This is a genomic window from Sphingobium cloacae, from assembly GCF_002355855.1.
GTDB classification, from domain to species: domain Bacteria; phylum Pseudomonadota; class Alphaproteobacteria; order Sphingomonadales; family Sphingomonadaceae; genus Sphingobium; species Sphingobium cloacae.
Window position 1 is genome coordinate 21,594 of sequence record NZ_AP017660.1, and the last position, 15,619, is coordinate 37,212.

Genomic DNA, 15,619 nt, shown 5'->3' on the forward strand with positions numbered 1-15,619 from the left:
GATTGTCGCGGCGGGTTCATGGTGCCGGGTTAGATTGTCGCTGGCAAGGGCGATTCTTCGCTCTGATTGTCGCTGATCGACATTTTCTCGATGGATTTGATTGTCGCGTATTTTGGGGTCCTTCCAGCCCCTGTCTGTCGCTGGAGGGCGGCCCTGCGACGATAGCTCTCGACATTCATCTCGAAGATGGTGGCGTGATGAACGAGACGGTCGACGGCCGCGAGCGTCATGGCGGGATCCGGGAAGACCCGGTTCCATTCGCCGAAGGGCTGGTTGGCCGTGATGAGCATGGATCGGCGCTCATAGCGTGCGCTGATCAACTCGAAGAGCACGGAGGTTTCAGCCTGATCCTTGGCGACATAGGCGAGGTCGTCCAGGATGAGCAGGTGGTATTTGTCGAGCTTGGCGATGGCGGATTCGAGCGCCAGTTCGCGGCGCGCGAGCTGAAGCTTCTGGACCAGCTCGGACGTGCGGGTGAACAGCACGCGCCAACCATTCTGGACAAGTTGCAGGCCGATGGCTGCCGCCAAGTGGCTCTTTCCTCCGCCCGGCGGGCCGAACAGGATGAGATTGGCGCCCTTTTCCAGCCATCCGTCGCCCGAGGTCATGGCCGTGACCTGCGCCCGCGAGACCATCGGCACGGCGTCGAAGGCGAAGCTGTCGAGCGTTTTGCCCGGTGGTAATCGTGCGTCGCTCAGATGACGTTCGATCCTACGCCGGTCACGTTCGGCCATTTCATGCTCGGTAAGTGCAGCGAGCAGTCGGGTGGCGGGCCAGCCCTCCTTGTCGGCACGTTCGGTAAACTCGGGCCAGATCACCTTGATGGCAGGAAGCCTCAACTCGTTGAGGATGAAGCTCAGGCGCTGGGCATCGACGTTATGGGCCTTGGTCATGCGGCCTCTCCCAGCAGCAGGGCATCGTAGTCGGTCAGGGGGCCAAGCTCGACCACCACCTCGGGCAGCGCGGCCGGATCGGGCGAGAAGCGCGTTCGCAACGCGGCGATGTCAGGCAGCCGGCCTTCGTCAAGGTCCTGGGCGAGAAGATCGGCAAGCTCGGCCTCGCAGGCCCGTTCATGGGCCATGGACAGCAACTCGACCATCTTACGGCAAGCGTCACGCTCGGACATGGCTTCGAGCAGCCGTTCGAACATGAGCCTGTACGCCTCGCGCGGGAACAACTGGTCGCGATAGGTCAGCTGCAGCAGGGCCATCGGCTTACGCCTGAGGCTATGGATCACGTGACGGTAATCCACCACATAGCCATGTTCGGTAGCGCTTTTCGGGCGACCGCGTGGCCGGGTCATGAGATAACTGCCGCCCAGGAACAGATCGAGCCGATCATCGTAGAGGCGCACACGCAGTCGATGCCCGATCAACCGTGACGGCACCGTGTAGAACACCTTGCGCAGAACGAAGGTGCTGGACGAGGTGACGGGAAGGATATGTTCCTCGTAGTCGCTGGTGCGACGATCAGGTAGCGGTTTGAGCGTTGCCCTTTCGGTGTCGATGCGGGCGGCACTGCGCCGGTTCTTTCGGGCAACGATCTCGTCGATGAACCTGCGATAGGCCGCGAGGTCCTCGAAGTCGGTCGATCCACGCATCGCCAGCGCATCCTCCACCGCCGCCTTGAGATGGCCGTGGGAGCTTTCGACGCTGCCATTCTCATGTGCGATGCCGCGGTTGTTGCGGGTCGGCGTCATGCCATAATGTTCGCACAAGGCGTCGTAGCGTGTGGTCAAGTCCGCACGGGCATCGGCATCAAGGTTGCGAAACGCGGCCGACAGACTGTCGCTGCGGTGTTCGCCCGGCGCGCCGCCCAGCATCCAAAGCGCGTTCTGCAGCCCCTCAGCCAATGCGACATAGCTCTCGCCGCCCAGGATGACATGGGCATGTTCGAAGCCTGACCACACCAGGCGGAAGTGGTAAAGCAGGTGATCGAGGGGCGCACCCGCGATCGTGACTTTGAGGCTCCTCATGTCGGTGAAGTCCGAAAGGCCCATTCGCCCCGGCTCATGAGTCTGGCGGAAGATCACTTCCTGTTCCGGGCCATGAACGGCCCGCCAGGCACGGATACGACGCTCCATCGTGCGGCGAACCCCAAAATCGAGATCGGGATGGCGACGGCGCATCTCCTCGAAGATCGCCACCGCCCGCAAGCCAGGTGCCGCCTTCAGCATTGGTACGATCTCGCTCTCGAAGATCGATTCCAACGGATCAGGTCGCCGTCGGCCGCGGGGCGCTTTACGGTGTGAAGGAAGCACCGGATCGCTCGCGATCCGGTAGCCCGTCGCGGTGCTGAACCCGGCCTTCGCCGCAGCCACCGGGACCGGGTTGGTCTGTCGCAATTTCATGAAAAGCCTCATTTGATGATCGTTGACTTGGCAACCCGGCACTCACGGCATCTCCCTCCAATCTGGATATGCCAATGAATATTGGGTCGGCCCCGACGATCTGCGGCTCCTCCATTAAAGGGCCATCGGTTGTTGGGGTCTCGGCTACGGGCTTCGGGCTACGCCCTCCGCCCTTCACCGACACCCCAACAACCGATTCTCATCTTGATTGTCGCTACGCTCGCATCCTGTCAGTCGCCGCGCATTTCAGGGGAGTGGATGTCTCCGCTCCCCTTTCTCGTGAACGATTGGCGGGCCGTCGATTGGGTTTTTCAGGCGATAGTTTGGCTTACTGGTTTCCGGTCCCCACCCTGACTGCCCCAGCGACCGTCAGGACCGTCAGGCCATACCGTTAGTCGAGATCGAGCACGAGGACACCGATCCTATGGGCTACGCGAACAACGCCACCTCATCTGATCCGGGCTCACGCCCTGGGCAGCGAAGTCCTGGCAATTGCACGTCTTGAGACGATCGCAGGTTCACGGGTATGGTACGTCACGATCATTCGTCGAGGCGGAGGCGTGATTGCGACTGTATGGGCGAGTGCGCTGCCTCTGCGCTATAGCGCAAAGATCCGCATGATTGGCACGTGAGGTAGCCCAGACGTTCTTCGGCCTGCCCGTTACCCCGAAAGGTGAGCCTGGCGGCCCAGTGACGATGCTGCTCTGGTCAGTGCAGGCAGTATGGTCTTTTCCAGGTCCTGGAGGCTGCGCTCCAGCGCATTGGTACCGACGTTCAGGGCGCCAATCGTGCAGCCCGCTTCGTTGCATACCGGCACTGCGATTGAACGCAGGCCGATTTCCAGCTCCTGGTCGACGATGGCATAACCGTTGCCGACGACGCCTTCCAAGACCTTCTCCAGTGCAGCTCGGTCCACGAGCGTTAGGGGGGTCAGACGTGGAAGAGGTTCTTGCGGCAGCAGGGTATCGCGTTCAGCCGGCGCGAGCGATGCCAGAAGCACGCGGCCCATCGATGTAACCCACGCTGGAAGCCTTGAGCCCACATGCAGGCCGATAGACATGATCCGGCTTCGTGACGCACGCGCGACGTAAAGGATCTCCGCGCCGTCGAGGACGGCGAGAGAACAGGATTCATCAAGCTCGTCGCGCAACCCCTCCAGCACCGGTTGCGCCAATGCCGAGAGGGATCGATCTGAAAGAAATGCATCGGCGAGACGCAAGACGCCGGGAAGAACGTGATAGAGCCGTTCTCTCCTTCCGACGTAGCCAAGCTCTGATAGCGTATATAGGCATCGCGCAATCACGCCGCGCGGTAGGTCGGTATGCGTCGACAAACTAGCGATCGATTGCCCCGCGCCCAACTCCCGGAACGCTTCGAGTACCTGCAGTCCCCGGGCAAGGGACTGCATGAAGTCGGGATGTGGTTCGCTCATTCGTGCTCCTGTCCCCGCTTTTGGGACATCGGCGGACATGGAGCGCGAATCAGTCGATGTCCAGATCATCAGGCACGTTCGAGCGCCAGCGCCAGCCCCTGACCGACGCCGATGCACATTGTCACCAGGGCGCGTTTCCCGCCCGATTGCTGCAGCGAATGCGCAGCCGTCAGGGCAAGGCGCGCGCCGGACATACCTAATGGATGGCCTAGTGCGATCGCGCCGCCGTTCGGGTTCAGACGCTCATCCCCAGGATCAACGCCAAGTTCGCGCATCGAAGCGATGACCTGGCTGGCGAACGCCTCGTTGATCTCGATAAGATCGAAGTCGTCAATCGTCAGGCCTAACCGAGCAAGTAGCTTCCTGCTGGCGGGAACCGGGCCGATACCCATCACACGCGGTTCGACGCCAGCGGTCGCCATGCCGAGTACCCGTGCGCGCGGCGTTAGGCCGTGCGCCTTCAACGCCGCCTCACTAGCGATGAGCATCGCAGCCGCACCGTCATTCACGCCTGAGGCATTGCCTGCCGTGACAGTCCCATCGGTATGTACAATCGGCTTAAGCTTCGCCAGCGCTTCCGCGGTAGTTTCGGGACGCGGATGCTCATCGCGATCGACGATAACATTGCCCTTCCGACCGGTGATCGTGACCGGAACGATCTCTTCCGCGAAGAAGCCGTTTGCCTGTGACACCGCCGCGCGCTGCTGGCTGCGGAGGGCAAAGAAGTCCTGATCGGCGCGGCTGACGCCATAGTCTCGTGCTACGTTCTCGCCTGTTTCCGGCATGGAATCAACGCCGTAGAGCGCCTTCATGGCCGGATTGACAAAGCGCCAGCCAATCGTCGTATCCTCAATACTTGGTGTACGGGACCAGGCCTTCTCGGCCTTGCCCATGACGAGCGGCGCGCGGGTCATGCTTTCGACTCCGCCCGCGATGGCCAGGTCGATCTGGCCTGAGACGACGGCGCGTGCCGCGGTGCCCACCGCGTCGGCACCGCTGGCGCAGAGGCGGTTGAGCGTGGTGCCGGGCACGTTGGTGGGCAAGCCCGACAGCAACGCCGCCATACGCGCGACATTGCGGTTGTCCTCGCCCGCCTGGTTGGCCGAGCCCAAAAACACCTCCTCGATGGCGGCAGGATCAAGCCCGGAATTGCGCTCCAGCAAGGCCTTGATCGGAATTGCCGCCAGATCGTCCGCTCGCACCGGAGCAAGTGCCCCGCCGAACCGTCCGATCGGTGTGCGGACCGCGTCGCATAGGAAAGCGTGTGCCATTAGGCCGCCTCCGCTTCAAAGGCCGAGATATCGACGGCTGCTGCGGTGCTGGAGACGACCTGCTCCGCGGTAATGCCTGGCGCCAGTTCCACCAGCGTCAGGCCGCCTGCTACTTTGTCGCAGGCCAACACGCACAAGTCGGTGACGATCAGGTCCACTACGTTCTGGCCGGTAAGCGGCAGCGAGCACTCCTCCAGGATCTTGGGAGCACCGTGCTTGTTGCAGTGCTCCATCACCACGACCACACGCTTGACGCCGGCGACCAGGTCCATTGCGCCTCCCATTCCCTTCACCATCTTGCCCGGGATCGTCCAGTTGGCGATGTCACCGCTGGCAGAGACTTCCATGGCGCCAAGAACGGTAAGATCGATATGGCCTCCCCGGATCATCGCGAAGCTGTCTGCGGAGGAAAAGAAGCTGGAGGTGGGCAATTGCGTGATGGTCTGTTTGCCGGCATTGATGAGGTCCGGATCAACTTCGTCGGCATAAGGGAAGGGGCCCATGCCCAACATGCCGTTCTCCGACTGCAAGGTGACTTCGATGTCATGGGGCACATAGTTGGCGACCAGAGTGGGTATGCCGATGCCTAGATTGACGTAGTAACCATCCTCAAGCTCTCGCGCAGCGCGCTCGGCCATCTGTTCACGGCTCCAGCCACTCGTGTTCTGCGTCATCATGCGCTCTCCCGCTCGCGCGTCGTCAGCTTTTCGATGCGCTTTTCGTTGATGGTGGATAGAACGATCCGATCGACGTAGATGCCGGGCGTGTGGATCGTATCGGGATCGAACGTGCCGGGCTCGACGATCTCCTCCACTTCAACCACCGTCACTTTCGCAGCGGTCGCCATGTTCGGATTGAAATTGCGCGCGGTCTTGCGGAACATAAGGTTGCCGGACGGGTCCGCGCGCCAGGCTTTGATGATCGCCAGATCAGCGCGCAGCCAGGTTTCACGCACGTAAGCCTTGCCGTCAAATTCCTCGACTGGCTTGCCCTCCGCCACGACGGTGCCGACGCCGGTTGCAGTGTAGAACGCCGGAATTCCGGCACCGCCCGCGCGGATGCGCTCTGCAAGCGTACCTTGAGGATTGAGCTCCAGCTCAAGCTCGCCCGAAAGATACTGCTGCTCGAACAGTTTGTTCTCTCCGACGTACGATGAGATCATCTTACGCACCTGGCGGCTTTCCAGCAGCGCCCACAAGCCAAAGCCATCGGCGCCGGCGTTGTTGGATATGACTGTGAGACCCTTAACCCCCGCGCTCCTGATCTCCGGAATCAGGCTTTCCGGGTTACCCGATAGCCCAAAGCCTCCTGACATGATTGTCATGCCATCGAACAGCAGACCTTCCAGCGCCGCTCTGGGGTCGTCGAATATCTTTCTCGGCATACATCGCCTCCGTTGAACGATTATCGTGTATTGAGTATGTTTATCGTTCAATTTATAAAGGGTGCTATAGGCCGTCAACTGAGTCGTGCAATCCTGCCCGATCTAGTGGTAAGACGAAGAAACGCCGAAGCAGGCGTCTGGGAGAGTTTTCAATGCGAGCTGGTTCCGCAGACGCCTTCAAGGTCACGGAAACACATGGAATTCTGATGCGCCCTGAGCATCAGATTGTGCAGTCGAGCGATACGCTGGGCTGGCGCTCTCTTTACGCCTCGCATCAATTCGAACGGCCCTACAGCGATCGCTTCGAAGGCCGCGACGACCATCTGATTATCGTGCACTTGTCTGGTCCAGTGCGTGTCGAACGCAATCTCAGCGGCGAACAGGAGAAGCAAAGGATAGCTCCAGGCGGCCTGTTCGTGCTTCCTCCCAATCAGGATTTCGGGGTATCGCTGACGGCGCCTCTGGAAACCATACACCTCTACATCCGTCGGAGCCTTATTCGGGCGGCCGCGCAGGAATTGTGCAAGGGCGATCCGGAGAAGGTCGAGTTTCTTCCCCGGTTCGGCGAGCGCGATCCGCTGATCGAGCAGATGGGCCGCATGGTCTGCGGCATGATGGCCGATAACCAATCCGATTTCTTTGCCGACGGCGTTGCTCGACTGCTGGCGGCCCAGATCGTGCGGCACCATTCTTGCGGTCTTCAGGCAGAGTTGCCCCGGATCACCGGCCTGAACCAGCGGCAGCTTGAAGCGGTTCACGACGTGATCGAGGAGCGCATGGAAGAGTCGCTGAGCATCGACGATCTGGCCGAAGCAGTGGGCCTCAGCCCGATTCATTTCGCCCGTCAGTTCAAGCGATCCACGGGCAAGGCACCGCACCAGTACCTCATCGAGATGAGAGTATCACGCGCACGCCATCTGCTGGCCGGCGATCTGCCGATCGCAGAAATCGCATATCGCTGCGGCTTCAGCCATCAGGAACATCTGACCCGCCTGTTTGGCCGCCAGCAGGGCACAACCCCGGCCGCATACCGGCGCGCGCTGCGCCTCTGAGCGTCTCCTTGCGCATTCCAGTCTAGGCTTTAGCCAGGACCTGCCGGCTCGTGACGGCAGCCGGCTCGATCGCGTCATGGCGCCGTCTAATACCGGCGGCGCTGCGCAGTACCTGAACGTCCGACCGGTTCGTCGCAGCGCTCCTGAAACGTGCAGAACAACGCTACCTTTGTGCAGGGCGTGACCCGGTTGCTCACCTACCTATCGTCGTATCGAAGGAACCTAGGGTTTCCGACAATTCACGAGAGGAAGAGATAGATGGCCGACGTGGTCACCAAATTCGGCGCTTTGACCGACTATCGCAAGGGCGGTGTCGAGATCATCGATGACGATCCCCGCAACTACGTTTTCTCCAACGTCTTTGAAGTCGCTGCCAATGCCGCGCCCTACGAGAGGGTCGCCGTAGGCAAGAATTTTGAATACGTTATCGAATCCGCTCGTGCGGAAGGCACGTCGGGCTGGTTCAGCTGCGCTCACGACGAATTCGTACTCGCCATGGACGGGCAGATCGAAGTCCATCTGCTCAAGCTCGACAATTCCGACGCTTATGTCGATCCCGATAGCGAAGGCGCCGTAGCGATCGGTGAGGCACTTCCCGAAGGTCGCAAGATGGGCCGTATCGTTCTTCGGCGCGGGCACATGGCACTGCTGCCGGTCGGCGCGGCTTACCGTTTCTACGCCGAGCAGCCTGCAGCGATGCTGTTCCAGTCCATCGAGGGCGCAGTGACAGTCCAGAAGTGGGGCGAGATCTGCCAGACCGAGGCGGCCTGAGCCCCTCTGTCCTTCCCAATCACGAGAAAGTTGGAGAGACCAATCATGGCTATGTCCGAAGCACTTGAGATCATCGATTTCGGTGATAGCAAAGCACGCACCGATACCGAGCATCTGGCTATCAACAATGAGACGGGCTACCGCTCGTTTCGCGCCGGTGGTTTCACGTTCACGCGTGACGAATACTTCGCGCGTCTGACCTGGCCCGGCGGATCGCACATCATCCCGATCGACGCCTTCCTGCGTGCGATGATGCGCGACGTGGCCTGGGGCTTCTTCTACGGTGTCGTGAACTTCGACCACGTCTTCGGCACCATCAATCACTACGGTGAAGTGACGATGTTCGCTGGCCGCTTCAACGATGCGTATCGCAACGCCGGTCGCGACCATGAAGAACGCTTCAAGTCGAGCGCCCTGATGGCCGTGTTCAAGGACATTCTCTCGGACTGGACCGTCGAAGGCTACGATCCCTTTGCCGCGCCGATGGAAACTGGCCTGCCCTGGGGCATCAAGAACGGCAACAACGATGAAGCGATCAGTCGTCAGCGCGTTACTGCGCGGCGCATGGTCGGTCTGCCGGGCGATACCCCGGTCCGCACCGACGCCAATGGCTTTCCCGTCAATCGCCAGTTTGCCGACGTTCCGCAAGAGCAGCCGGTGGTCGAGGCCGAGCCAGGCTTCGAAGCTGAAGTGAGCGCGTACAACCTGTTCGGCTATCTGTCGCGTTCTGACGTAACCTGGAACCCCAGCGTCTGCTCGGTGGTGGGTGACAGTCTGTTCTGCCCCACCTCTGAGGAATTCATTCTGCCGGTCGAGCATGGCAATGATCGATGCGAATGGTTCCTGCAGCTTTCGGACGAGATCGTCTGGGACGTGAAGGACAAGGAAAGCGGCAAGCCGCGCGCCCGCGTCACCGCCCGGGCCGGTGATATCTGCTGCATGCCGGCCGATATCCGGCACCAGGGCTATTCGACCAAGCGCTCGATGTTGCTGGTCTGGGAAAATGGTTCGCCAAAGATCCCGCAGATGATCGCCGACGGCACCGCACCGGTGGTCCCGGTCACTTTCTGAACTTTTGAAAACACACGGACGGACCCGGCCAGTTGAGCCGGGCCGTTCCCGAGGGGGGATGGATATGAAGAAAGGTGTTTCGCTCGCGCTCATCGGTGCGGGCCTTGGAGTATTGATGGCTTTTCCTGCCACCGCACAAGAGGCCTCTGCGCCGCAGAAAGTGGGCCCACCCGCTCCTGCCGCCGCTGATGAGTCCCCGCCAAATGCGGGCTCGGCTGTAGCATCCAATCCGGCTGGTGCTCTGGCGCGCGCCGTGCTGGGTGACGGCCTGGAAAGCCATAAGATAATGCTGCTGGGATGGGGAGAGGCTTCGGCCGTCACCTCCACCAACGACAGCAAGGACGTGTCGCCCGCAGCTTTCTTCAACACCGAGCGCGGCCTCAATCTCAACCAGCTGGGCGTCATGCTATGTAGCGGCCGGGCTTGCCCACCGTTCTCGTTCGGGCCGGGGGCTGGCGTTCACAACCGTGTCGGACCATTTCCTGGTCCCACGCCCGAACACGTCACCGTCGATTTCAACGTGACCGCGATCTATGGGCAGGACGTGCAGTTCCTCAAGCTGTCTGGGCTCGACGGCGATTTCCACTTCGATCGCAACAAGGATCTCAAGCTCGGGGTAACGCAGGCCTATGCCGACATCTACCTGCCGTTCCTGAAAGGAACGAGCGTGATGATCGGCAGTTTCCAGACCCCGCTCGAAAACGCTTTCAATCCGCCCAACTGGTTCGCCACCCACACGTATGGCTTCCAGCACGGTCCTGCCAAGCACGTCGGCGCGCTGGCGCAGACACGCGTAGCGAGTGGGCCAGCAGGCCATTTCTCAGTCGATTATGGTGTCGTGCTGGGTTGGAACGACTGGGACAACCGCAACAAGAATCTCGATTTCATCGGTGGCCTGCGCTGGCGCAGCGCGGACATGCGCACCTGGGTTGATCTCGAAGCTATCTATGGCAATGGCGAGAACGACTTCGGCCCCGCACCGGGCCGAGGCGGTTCCCCCTATTTCGCGCTCAGCTCCACCGGCAAGTACCTTGGCCGCCTTTCCAGCTTCCTGACCGTCAGTCACAGCCTCAGCCCGAAGTTTCAGGTGGCGATGGAAGCCAGCTATGGTCAGCAGGAGGCCGGTGACATCGCATTCGTGCCTTGGGCGATCACCCAAGGCACGGTGGTACGGCGCCAACCTGGGCGCGCGCTATAGCCTGAGCGACAAAGTTAGCGTCAATGGCCGCGCCGAATGGTTCACCGACGAACAGGGCGCTCATGCGCTCTGGGCCGGGGTGCGCGGTGACGTCTACGCGGCCACCGGCAATGTCGAGTACCAACTGACCCCGGCCATCCGCCTCCGCGCCGAGGCCCGCTACGACATCCACGATGGCCCTGGCCGTCTGTTCGACAACTACTCCAAGGACCAGCAGCTCACCGGCCTGCTGAATGCCTTCTTCCTCTTCTAAAGGAGCGATCCCCATGGCCCTCGACGACCCGAAGACTCTCAAGACCATCCAGACCAAGCTGCTGATCGGCGGTGAATGGGTGGATGGCTCGGCAGGCACCACGATCCCGGTAGAGAACCCCTACGATGGCAGCATAATCGCCCACATCGCAGAGGCCACGGCGGAAGATGTCGATCGGGCCGTCGCGGCCGCAGAAGCGGCACTGCCAGCATGGCGAGCGCTGCCCGCACACGAGCGCGGCCGCCTGCTGCTTAAGCTCGCCGACCGCATCGAGGAGGAAACCGCCGATCTCGCCCGTCTGGAGGCGACCGACACCGGCCATCCGATCCGCGACTGCCTCTCGCTCGACGTTCCGCGCACAGCGCTGTGCTTCCGTTATTTCGGCGGCATGGCCGACAAGCTCGAAGGTTCGGTGGTACCGGTCGATGCCGGGTTCCTGAACTATGTCGAGCGTGAGCCGATCGGTGTAGTCGGTGCCATCGTGCCTTGGAACTTCCCGCTGATGTTCACCAGCTGGAAGATGGGCCCGGCCCTGGCTGCCGGCAACACGATGGTCATCAAGCCTTCGGAAATCACTCCGCTGTCCACGCTGCGCATTGGCGAGTTGATGATGGAAGTCGGTATTCCCGCCGGCGTCATCAACATCGTCACCGGCTATGGCCACACCGCGGGGCAGCGCATCGCCGAACACCCCCGCATTGGCAAGGTCGCCTTCACCGGCTCCACCGCCACGGGGCGCCGGATCGTCGAGGCCTCGGTTTCGAACCTCAAGAAGATCCAGCTCGAACTCGGCGGCAAGGGTCCGAACATCATCTTCGCGGACGCCAACATCCCCGCCGCTATTGGCGGTTCGGCCTTCGCGATCTTCCACAACCAGGGCCAGGCCTGCATCGCAGGCTCGCGCATGATCGTGCATGAATCCATTGCCGATGAGGTCATCGAGCGCTTTACCGCTCTGGCCAAGTCGATCCGCATTGGCGACCCGCTCGACCCGGAGACCGAGATGGGCCCGCTAACCTCGCGACTGCACCAGCAGCGCGTGTTGTCCTTCGTCGAGGTCGCCAAAGAAGAAGGCGGCGCGGTCCTGGCCGGAGGAAAGGTTCCCGAGGGCGAGGCATACGCGAAGGGTTGCTTCGTGGAGCCGACCATCGTGCGCGCCAAGGCTACCGATCGCGTCGCGCAGGAAGAAGTCTTCGGCCCCTTCGTCACCATCCTGACCTTCAAGGATGATGAGGAGGCGCTCGCTATCGCCAACGGCACCGACTACGGCCTGGGCGCCGGCCTGTGGACCAACGATCTTACCCGCGCGCATCTCTTCGCGAAGAAGCTGCACGCCGGCATGGTCTGGATCAACTGCTACAAGCGCGTCCACCCCGCCTCGCCGTTCGGCGGCGTCGGCATGTCTGGGTATGGCCGTGAAATGGGCTTCGAGGCGATGCGCGAGTACACTCAGCCCAAATCGGTCTGGGTCAACGTCGACGCCAATCTCCCGCCGTTCTACAAGCGCTGAAGACCATGCAGGATTTCATTTACTGCGGTCAGACCGCGCACGTCTTCTTTGGCCAGGGATCGATCTCCCGGCTGGAAGAGGCCATCGCAACCGTCGGAGGCACGCGCGCGCTACTGCTTTCCACGCCCAACCAGGCAGAGCAGGCGCAAGCGCTGACCCGAGGGGTGGAGAGCATCATCGGTGTCTTCGATGGGGCGACCATGCACACTCCCGTCGAAGTGACGGACACGGCGCTGAAGCACATCGAGGCGAGCGAGGCGGATTGCCTGGTCGCCTTCGGCGGCGGCTCCACCATCGGTCTGGCCAAGGCGATCGCGCTGCGCACTGATCTGCCACAGGTAGCTGTTCCCACCACGTATGCCGGATCGGAAATGACCCCGATCCTGGGCCAGACGGAGAATGGGCGCAAGACCACGCTCAAGAGCCCCAAAGTGCTGCCCGAACTCGTCATCTACGACGTCGACCTGACGCTTGGTCTGCCGGTCGGAATGTCGGGCACCAGCGGTATCAACGCCATCGCGCACGCGGTGGAAGGCCTCTACGCGAAGGATACCAACCCGGTCATGCGGATGCTCGCCGCAGCAGGGATCGAGGCTCTGGCCGAGGCCCTGCCGACAATCGCGCGTAAGGCCGACGACGTCGATGCCCGCAGCCAGGCGCTTTACGGAGCATGGCTGTGCGGCACCGTACTTGGGTCCGTGGGCATGGCTCTGCATCACAAACTTTGCCACACGCTGGGCGGCACTTTCGATCTGCCCCACGCCGAAACGCACACGGTAGTGCTGCCTCATGCGCTGGCCTACAACGCCCCCGCGATCCCGGACTCCATTGACGTGCTGCGCAAGGCGTTGAAGAATGACGATCCGGCGCAGGCGCTATTCGTTCTTGGTCGTGCGGTCAACGCGCCGGCATCGTTGCGCGAACTTGGCATGCCGGAAGACGGCATCGACAAGGCGGCGGACCAGGCGGTCGAGAACGCCTACTGGAATCCCAGGTCGCTCGAACGCGACGATCTGCGAAATTTGATCGCCCGTGCGTGGGCCGGCGAGCGTCCGGCATCATGAAAGGTGCGATCTTCCCAGAGCTTACCGAGGCCGTCATCGATGCCATGGCTGCGGCTCCCAACCCGCGCCTGCGTGAAATCATGACTGTCCTTGTCCGCCATCTCCACGCGGCCGTACGCGAAACGCGTCTGACTGAAGAGGAATGGCTGGCAGCGGTAGAATTCCTGACGGCGACGGGGCAGATCTGCTCCGGCAGCCGTCAGGAATTCATCCTGCTCTCGGATACGTTGGGCGTGTCCATGCTGGTGGATGCGATCAACCATAACGACGGTGACGTGGTCACGCCTTCGACCGTGTTTGGGCCTTTCTATTCCGGCATCCAACGTGAGTTGGCAACCGGTGCCTCGATCCTGCTGCGCCCGGAAGACGGGGATGCAACGCTCGTCTCGGGCAGTATCGCCGACCAGGACGGAAATCCGATCGAAGGCGCCCTCATCGAAGTCTGGCAGACCGCGCCCTGCGGCCTCTACGACGTGCAGGACCAGGGCCAGCCAGAAGGCCATCTGAGGGCCAGCTTCCGTTCGACCCCGGATGGCAGCTACAGCTTCCAGACGGTGCTGCCAGTCAGCTATCCGATCCCTGCCGATGGGCCTGTCGGCAGGATGCTCGGCGCGCTGGGCCGCCATCCGAACCGGCCCGCCCACATTCACTTCATGATAAGCGCACCGGGCTATCGCCGCCTCGTCACGCATATCTTCGTTGCAGGCGATGACTATCTGAAAAGCGACGCAGTGTTCGGCGTCAAACCCGACCTTGTCGTTCACCCCCGGCCTGACGGGGATAGGCTGGCCATCGATTATGACTTCCGCTTGGCTGGAGCATAAGAAGGGATGGAGGCCGAGACCATCCGCGACTACTGGCGGCTGCGCCCCCATGCACCTGCCATTGGCACCGAACTTTGCCCCGCTGTCGAGATCGAGGAAGGTCGGGCAAGGGAGTTTCATTTCGGACGTGGCCGCAATATGTTCCGCATGTTCGTCATTCGCCACGAAGGCGTTCTGCGCGGCTACCTGAACCTGTGCCCACACTTCTCGCTACCGCTCAATCACGAGCTGGATCAGTTCATGGTCGATGGCGTGATCGTTTGCGTGCAGCACTTCGCTCGGTTTCGCCCTGACGACGGCACGTGCATCGATGGTGCATGCGATGACAGCCGCCTCGACGCAGTACCTGTCTATGAAGATGTGGACCGTCTCGTGCGCGTCGGGGAAGCGAAACCGGCCTAGGTAACCGCCATCGCAGGAGTGCAGGAGCGCGCCTCGCAGGCCTCGGGGCTTGCCAGGCGCGCTCCTTCGACTTTGTCGATGACAACCGCGCGATCTTTCAAGCGCCTCCAGTCCGCCTTTAGTGTATCCGTCATCCCAGACCCACGTGGCGTAGATGGCCATGAGCTTTGAGTGTCCCGCGTGCATATCGCGTAATTTGATTCGGCGGGGTGACTGTGGAGCAAGAGATCGACGGCAGTGGCGGCGTGGAGAACGGGCGCCGACGGCGCTGGACGCTGGAAGAGAAGCGCGCGGTGGTGGAGCTGTCGCTCGATCCGGCGTGCAGCATGGCGGAGGTGGCCGCGTGTTTCGATGTCCTTCCGGCCCAGATATATGCCTGGCGCCGCGAGTTGCGCGAGATGGCGGAGGACGCGGCGCGCGAGGACAGGGCGATGTTCCTGCCGGCGGTCATCGAGCCGACATCGGTGCCGGCGGTGCTGCTCGAACCGGAGGCCGCGAACGCGCGGCTGCTGCCGGACGCGGTGGTGCAGGTCGCAATGGAAGTGCGCGGCGTGCCAGTGATGGTCGCCCACGGCGCAAGTTCGACGCTGGTCGCCTCGGTAATCGCAGCGCTGCTGAGGGCGCGATGATCGGGCCGGGCAGCGACGCCAAGGTGCTGATCTACACCAAGCCGATCGATTTCCGCTGCGGCATCGACACGCTGGTGGCCAAGGTCCAGCACGAGTTGAGCCAGGATCCGTGGCGCGGAGTCGCCTATATTTTTCGTTCCAAGAGGAAGGACAGGCTGAAGATTCTGTGGTTCGACGGCACCGGCATCTGGCTGATGACCAAGCGCGCCGAGGCCGCCGAAGGATTCGCCTGGCCGCCGGCGGTCGATGGCAGTTTTTCGATCACGGCGGCGCAGATGGCAGCACTCACCTCGGGCATGGACTGGCGTCGGCACCGCGCGCCAAGGCGCGTAAATCCGCCTAAAATCGAGGGTTTCGCTGATGCGTGAGATAGTCGCGACAGGCCGAGTCAACTGCGCTGGACGCGTC

Annotated in this window: 17 protein-coding genes; 11 read left to right on the plus strand and 6 right to left on the minus strand. The window is 62.0% G+C overall.

Annotated elements, in window-relative coordinates:
* Positions 1-29: 29 nt before the first annotated feature.
* From istB to SCLO_RS22375, 6 genes are all read right to left on the minus strand, one after another.
* Positions 30-893, minus strand: a complete 864-nt coding sequence (gene istB / locus SCLO_RS22350) for an IS21-like element helper ATPase IstB (protein ID WP_004211466.1) — start codon at positions 891-893, stop codon at positions 30-32.
* A complete protein-coding gene (istA, locus tag SCLO_RS22355) occupies positions 890-2,392 on the minus strand; it encodes an IS21 family transposase (protein WP_011950689.1) in 1,503 nt (500 codons plus the stop codon). Before istA ends, istB begins: the two co-directional genes overlap by 4 nt.
* Positions 2,393-3,011: 619 nt before the next feature.
* Positions 3,012-3,782 carry an IclR family transcriptional regulator domain-containing protein gene (locus SCLO_RS22360; RefSeq protein WP_066521082.1) on the minus strand — a complete coding sequence of 257 codons (771 nt, stop codon included), beginning with the start codon at positions 3,780-3,782 and terminating at the stop codon, positions 3,012-3,014.
* A gap of 68 nt (positions 3,783-3,850) precedes the next feature.
* Positions 3,851-5,053 carry a 3-oxoadipyl-CoA thiolase gene (gene pcaF, locus SCLO_RS22365; RefSeq protein ID WP_066521085.1) on the minus strand — a complete coding sequence of 401 codons (1,203 nt, stop codon included), beginning with the start codon at positions 5,051-5,053 and terminating at the stop codon, positions 3,851-3,853.
* A complete protein-coding gene (locus SCLO_RS22370; protein WP_217998389.1) occupies positions 5,053-5,730 on the minus strand; it encodes a 3-oxoacid CoA-transferase subunit B in 678 nt (225 codons plus the stop codon). Before SCLO_RS22370 ends, pcaF begins: the two co-directional genes overlap by 1 nt.
* A complete protein-coding gene (locus SCLO_RS22375) occupies positions 5,727-6,437 on the minus strand; it encodes a CoA transferase subunit A (protein ID WP_066521087.1) in 711 nt (236 codons plus the stop codon). Before SCLO_RS22375 ends, SCLO_RS22370 begins: the two co-directional genes overlap by 4 nt.
* Positions 6,438-6,643: 206 nt before the next feature.
* Between SCLO_RS22375 and SCLO_RS22380 the strand changes: the two genes are divergently transcribed.
* The 11 genes from SCLO_RS22380 (at position 6,644) to tnpB (ending at position 15,579) form a co-directional block, all read left to right on the plus strand.
* On the plus strand, positions 6,644-7,489 hold the full coding sequence (locus tag SCLO_RS22380; RefSeq protein WP_231923482.1) for a helix-turn-helix domain-containing protein: 846 nt from the start codon (positions 6,644-6,646) through the stop codon (positions 7,487-7,489).
* A gap of 258 nt (positions 7,490-7,747) precedes the next feature.
* Entirely contained in the window at positions 7,748-8,260 is a 513-nt protein-coding gene (locus SCLO_RS22385) for a cupin domain-containing protein (protein WP_066521091.1), read from the plus strand.
* A gap of 45 nt (positions 8,261-8,305) precedes the next feature.
* Entirely contained in the window at positions 8,306-9,331 is a 1,026-nt protein-coding gene (locus SCLO_RS22390) for a hydroxyquinol 1,2-dioxygenase (protein WP_066521100.1), read from the plus strand.
* Between the two features lie 64 nt (positions 9,332-9,395).
* The gene (locus SCLO_RS24250; RefSeq protein WP_162849118.1) at positions 9,396-10,529 is read left to right on the plus strand and encodes an outer membrane beta-barrel protein; all 1,134 of its coding nucleotides are present in this window, start codon (positions 9,396-9,398) and stop codon (positions 10,527-10,529) included.
* Positions 10,438-10,782: an outer membrane beta-barrel protein gene (locus tag SCLO_RS24255; protein ID WP_083949188.1), complete on the plus strand. Its 345-nt coding sequence runs from the start codon at positions 10,438-10,440 to the stop codon at positions 10,780-10,782. The genes SCLO_RS24250 and SCLO_RS24255 overlap by 92 nt, the downstream gene beginning before the upstream one ends.
* Before the next feature lie 46 nt (positions 10,783-10,828).
* The gene (locus tag SCLO_RS22405; protein WP_066521111.1) at positions 10,829-12,292 is read left to right on the plus strand and encodes an aldehyde dehydrogenase family protein; all 1,464 of its coding nucleotides are present in this window, start codon (positions 10,829-10,831) and stop codon (positions 12,290-12,292) included.
* Positions 12,293-12,297: 5 nt separating this feature from the next.
* Positions 12,298-13,356, plus strand: a complete 1,059-nt coding sequence (locus SCLO_RS22410; protein ID WP_066521105.1) for a maleylacetate reductase — start codon at positions 12,298-12,300, stop codon at positions 13,354-13,356.
* Positions 13,353-14,180, plus strand: a complete 828-nt coding sequence (locus SCLO_RS22415) for a dioxygenase family protein (protein WP_066521113.1) — start codon at positions 13,353-13,355, stop codon at positions 14,178-14,180. Before SCLO_RS22410 ends, SCLO_RS22415 begins: the two co-directional genes overlap by 4 nt.
* 6 nt (positions 14,181-14,186) lie before the next feature.
* Positions 14,187-14,582 carry a Rieske (2Fe-2S) protein gene (locus SCLO_RS22420; RefSeq protein ID WP_066521108.1) on the plus strand — a complete coding sequence of 132 codons (396 nt, stop codon included), beginning with the start codon at positions 14,187-14,189 and terminating at the stop codon, positions 14,580-14,582.
* A 209-nt stretch (positions 14,583-14,791) separates the two neighbouring features.
* Complete coding sequence (locus SCLO_RS22425; RefSeq protein WP_082734689.1) at positions 14,792-15,211, plus strand: transposase; 420 nt, start codon at positions 14,792-14,794, stop codon at positions 15,209-15,211.
* Positions 15,208-15,579 carry an IS66 family insertion sequence element accessory protein TnpB gene (tnpB, locus tag SCLO_RS22430; RefSeq protein ID WP_062346440.1) on the plus strand — a complete coding sequence of 124 codons (372 nt, stop codon included), beginning with the start codon at positions 15,208-15,210 and terminating at the stop codon, positions 15,577-15,579. Before SCLO_RS22425 ends, tnpB begins: the two co-directional genes overlap by 4 nt.
* Positions 15,580-15,619: the final 40 nt, after the last annotated feature.

Coding starts and splice junctions, on each gene's coding strand:
- SCLO_RS22385 (WP_066521091.1), top strand. CDS start 7,748: ATGGCCGACGTGGTCACCAAATTCGGCGCTTTGACCGACTATCGCAAG.
- SCLO_RS22415 (WP_066521113.1), top strand. CDS start 13,353: ATGAAAGGTGCGATCTTCCCAGAGCTTACCGAGGCCGTCATCGATGCC.
- SCLO_RS24255 (WP_083949188.1), top strand. CDS start 10,438: ATGGTCAGCAGGAGGCCGGTGACATCGCATTCGTGCCTTGGGCGATCA.
- SCLO_RS22420 (WP_066521108.1), top strand. CDS start 14,187: ATGGAGGCCGAGACCATCCGCGACTACTGGCGGCTGCGCCCCCATGCA.
- SCLO_RS22370 (WP_217998389.1), bottom strand. CDS start 5,730: ATGATGACGCAGAACACGAGTGGCTGGAGCCGTGAACAGATGGCCGAG.
- istB (WP_004211466.1), bottom strand. CDS start 893: ATGACCAAGGCCCATAACGTCGATGCCCAGCGCCTGAGCTTCATCCTC.
- tnpB (WP_062346440.1), top strand. CDS start 15,208: ATGATCGGGCCGGGCAGCGACGCCAAGGTGCTGATCTACACCAAGCCG.
- SCLO_RS24250 (WP_162849118.1), top strand. CDS start 9,396: ATGAAGAAAGGTGTTTCGCTCGCGCTCATCGGTGCGGGCCTTGGAGTA.
- SCLO_RS22375 (WP_066521087.1), bottom strand. CDS start 6,437: ATGCCGAGAAAGATATTCGACGACCCCAGAGCGGCGCTGGAAGGTCTG.
- SCLO_RS22390 (WP_066521100.1), top strand. CDS start 8,306: ATGGCTATGTCCGAAGCACTTGAGATCATCGATTTCGGTGATAGCAAA.
- SCLO_RS22360 (WP_066521082.1), bottom strand. CDS start 3,782: ATGAGCGAACCACATCCCGACTTCATGCAGTCCCTTGCCCGGGGACTG.
- SCLO_RS22380 (WP_231923482.1), top strand. CDS start 6,644: ATGCGCCCTGAGCATCAGATTGTGCAGTCGAGCGATACGCTGGGCTGG.
- SCLO_RS22410 (WP_066521105.1), top strand. CDS start 12,298: ATGCAGGATTTCATTTACTGCGGTCAGACCGCGCACGTCTTCTTTGGC.
- pcaF (WP_066521085.1), bottom strand. CDS start 5,053: ATGGCACACGCTTTCCTATGCGACGCGGTCCGCACACCGATCGGACGG.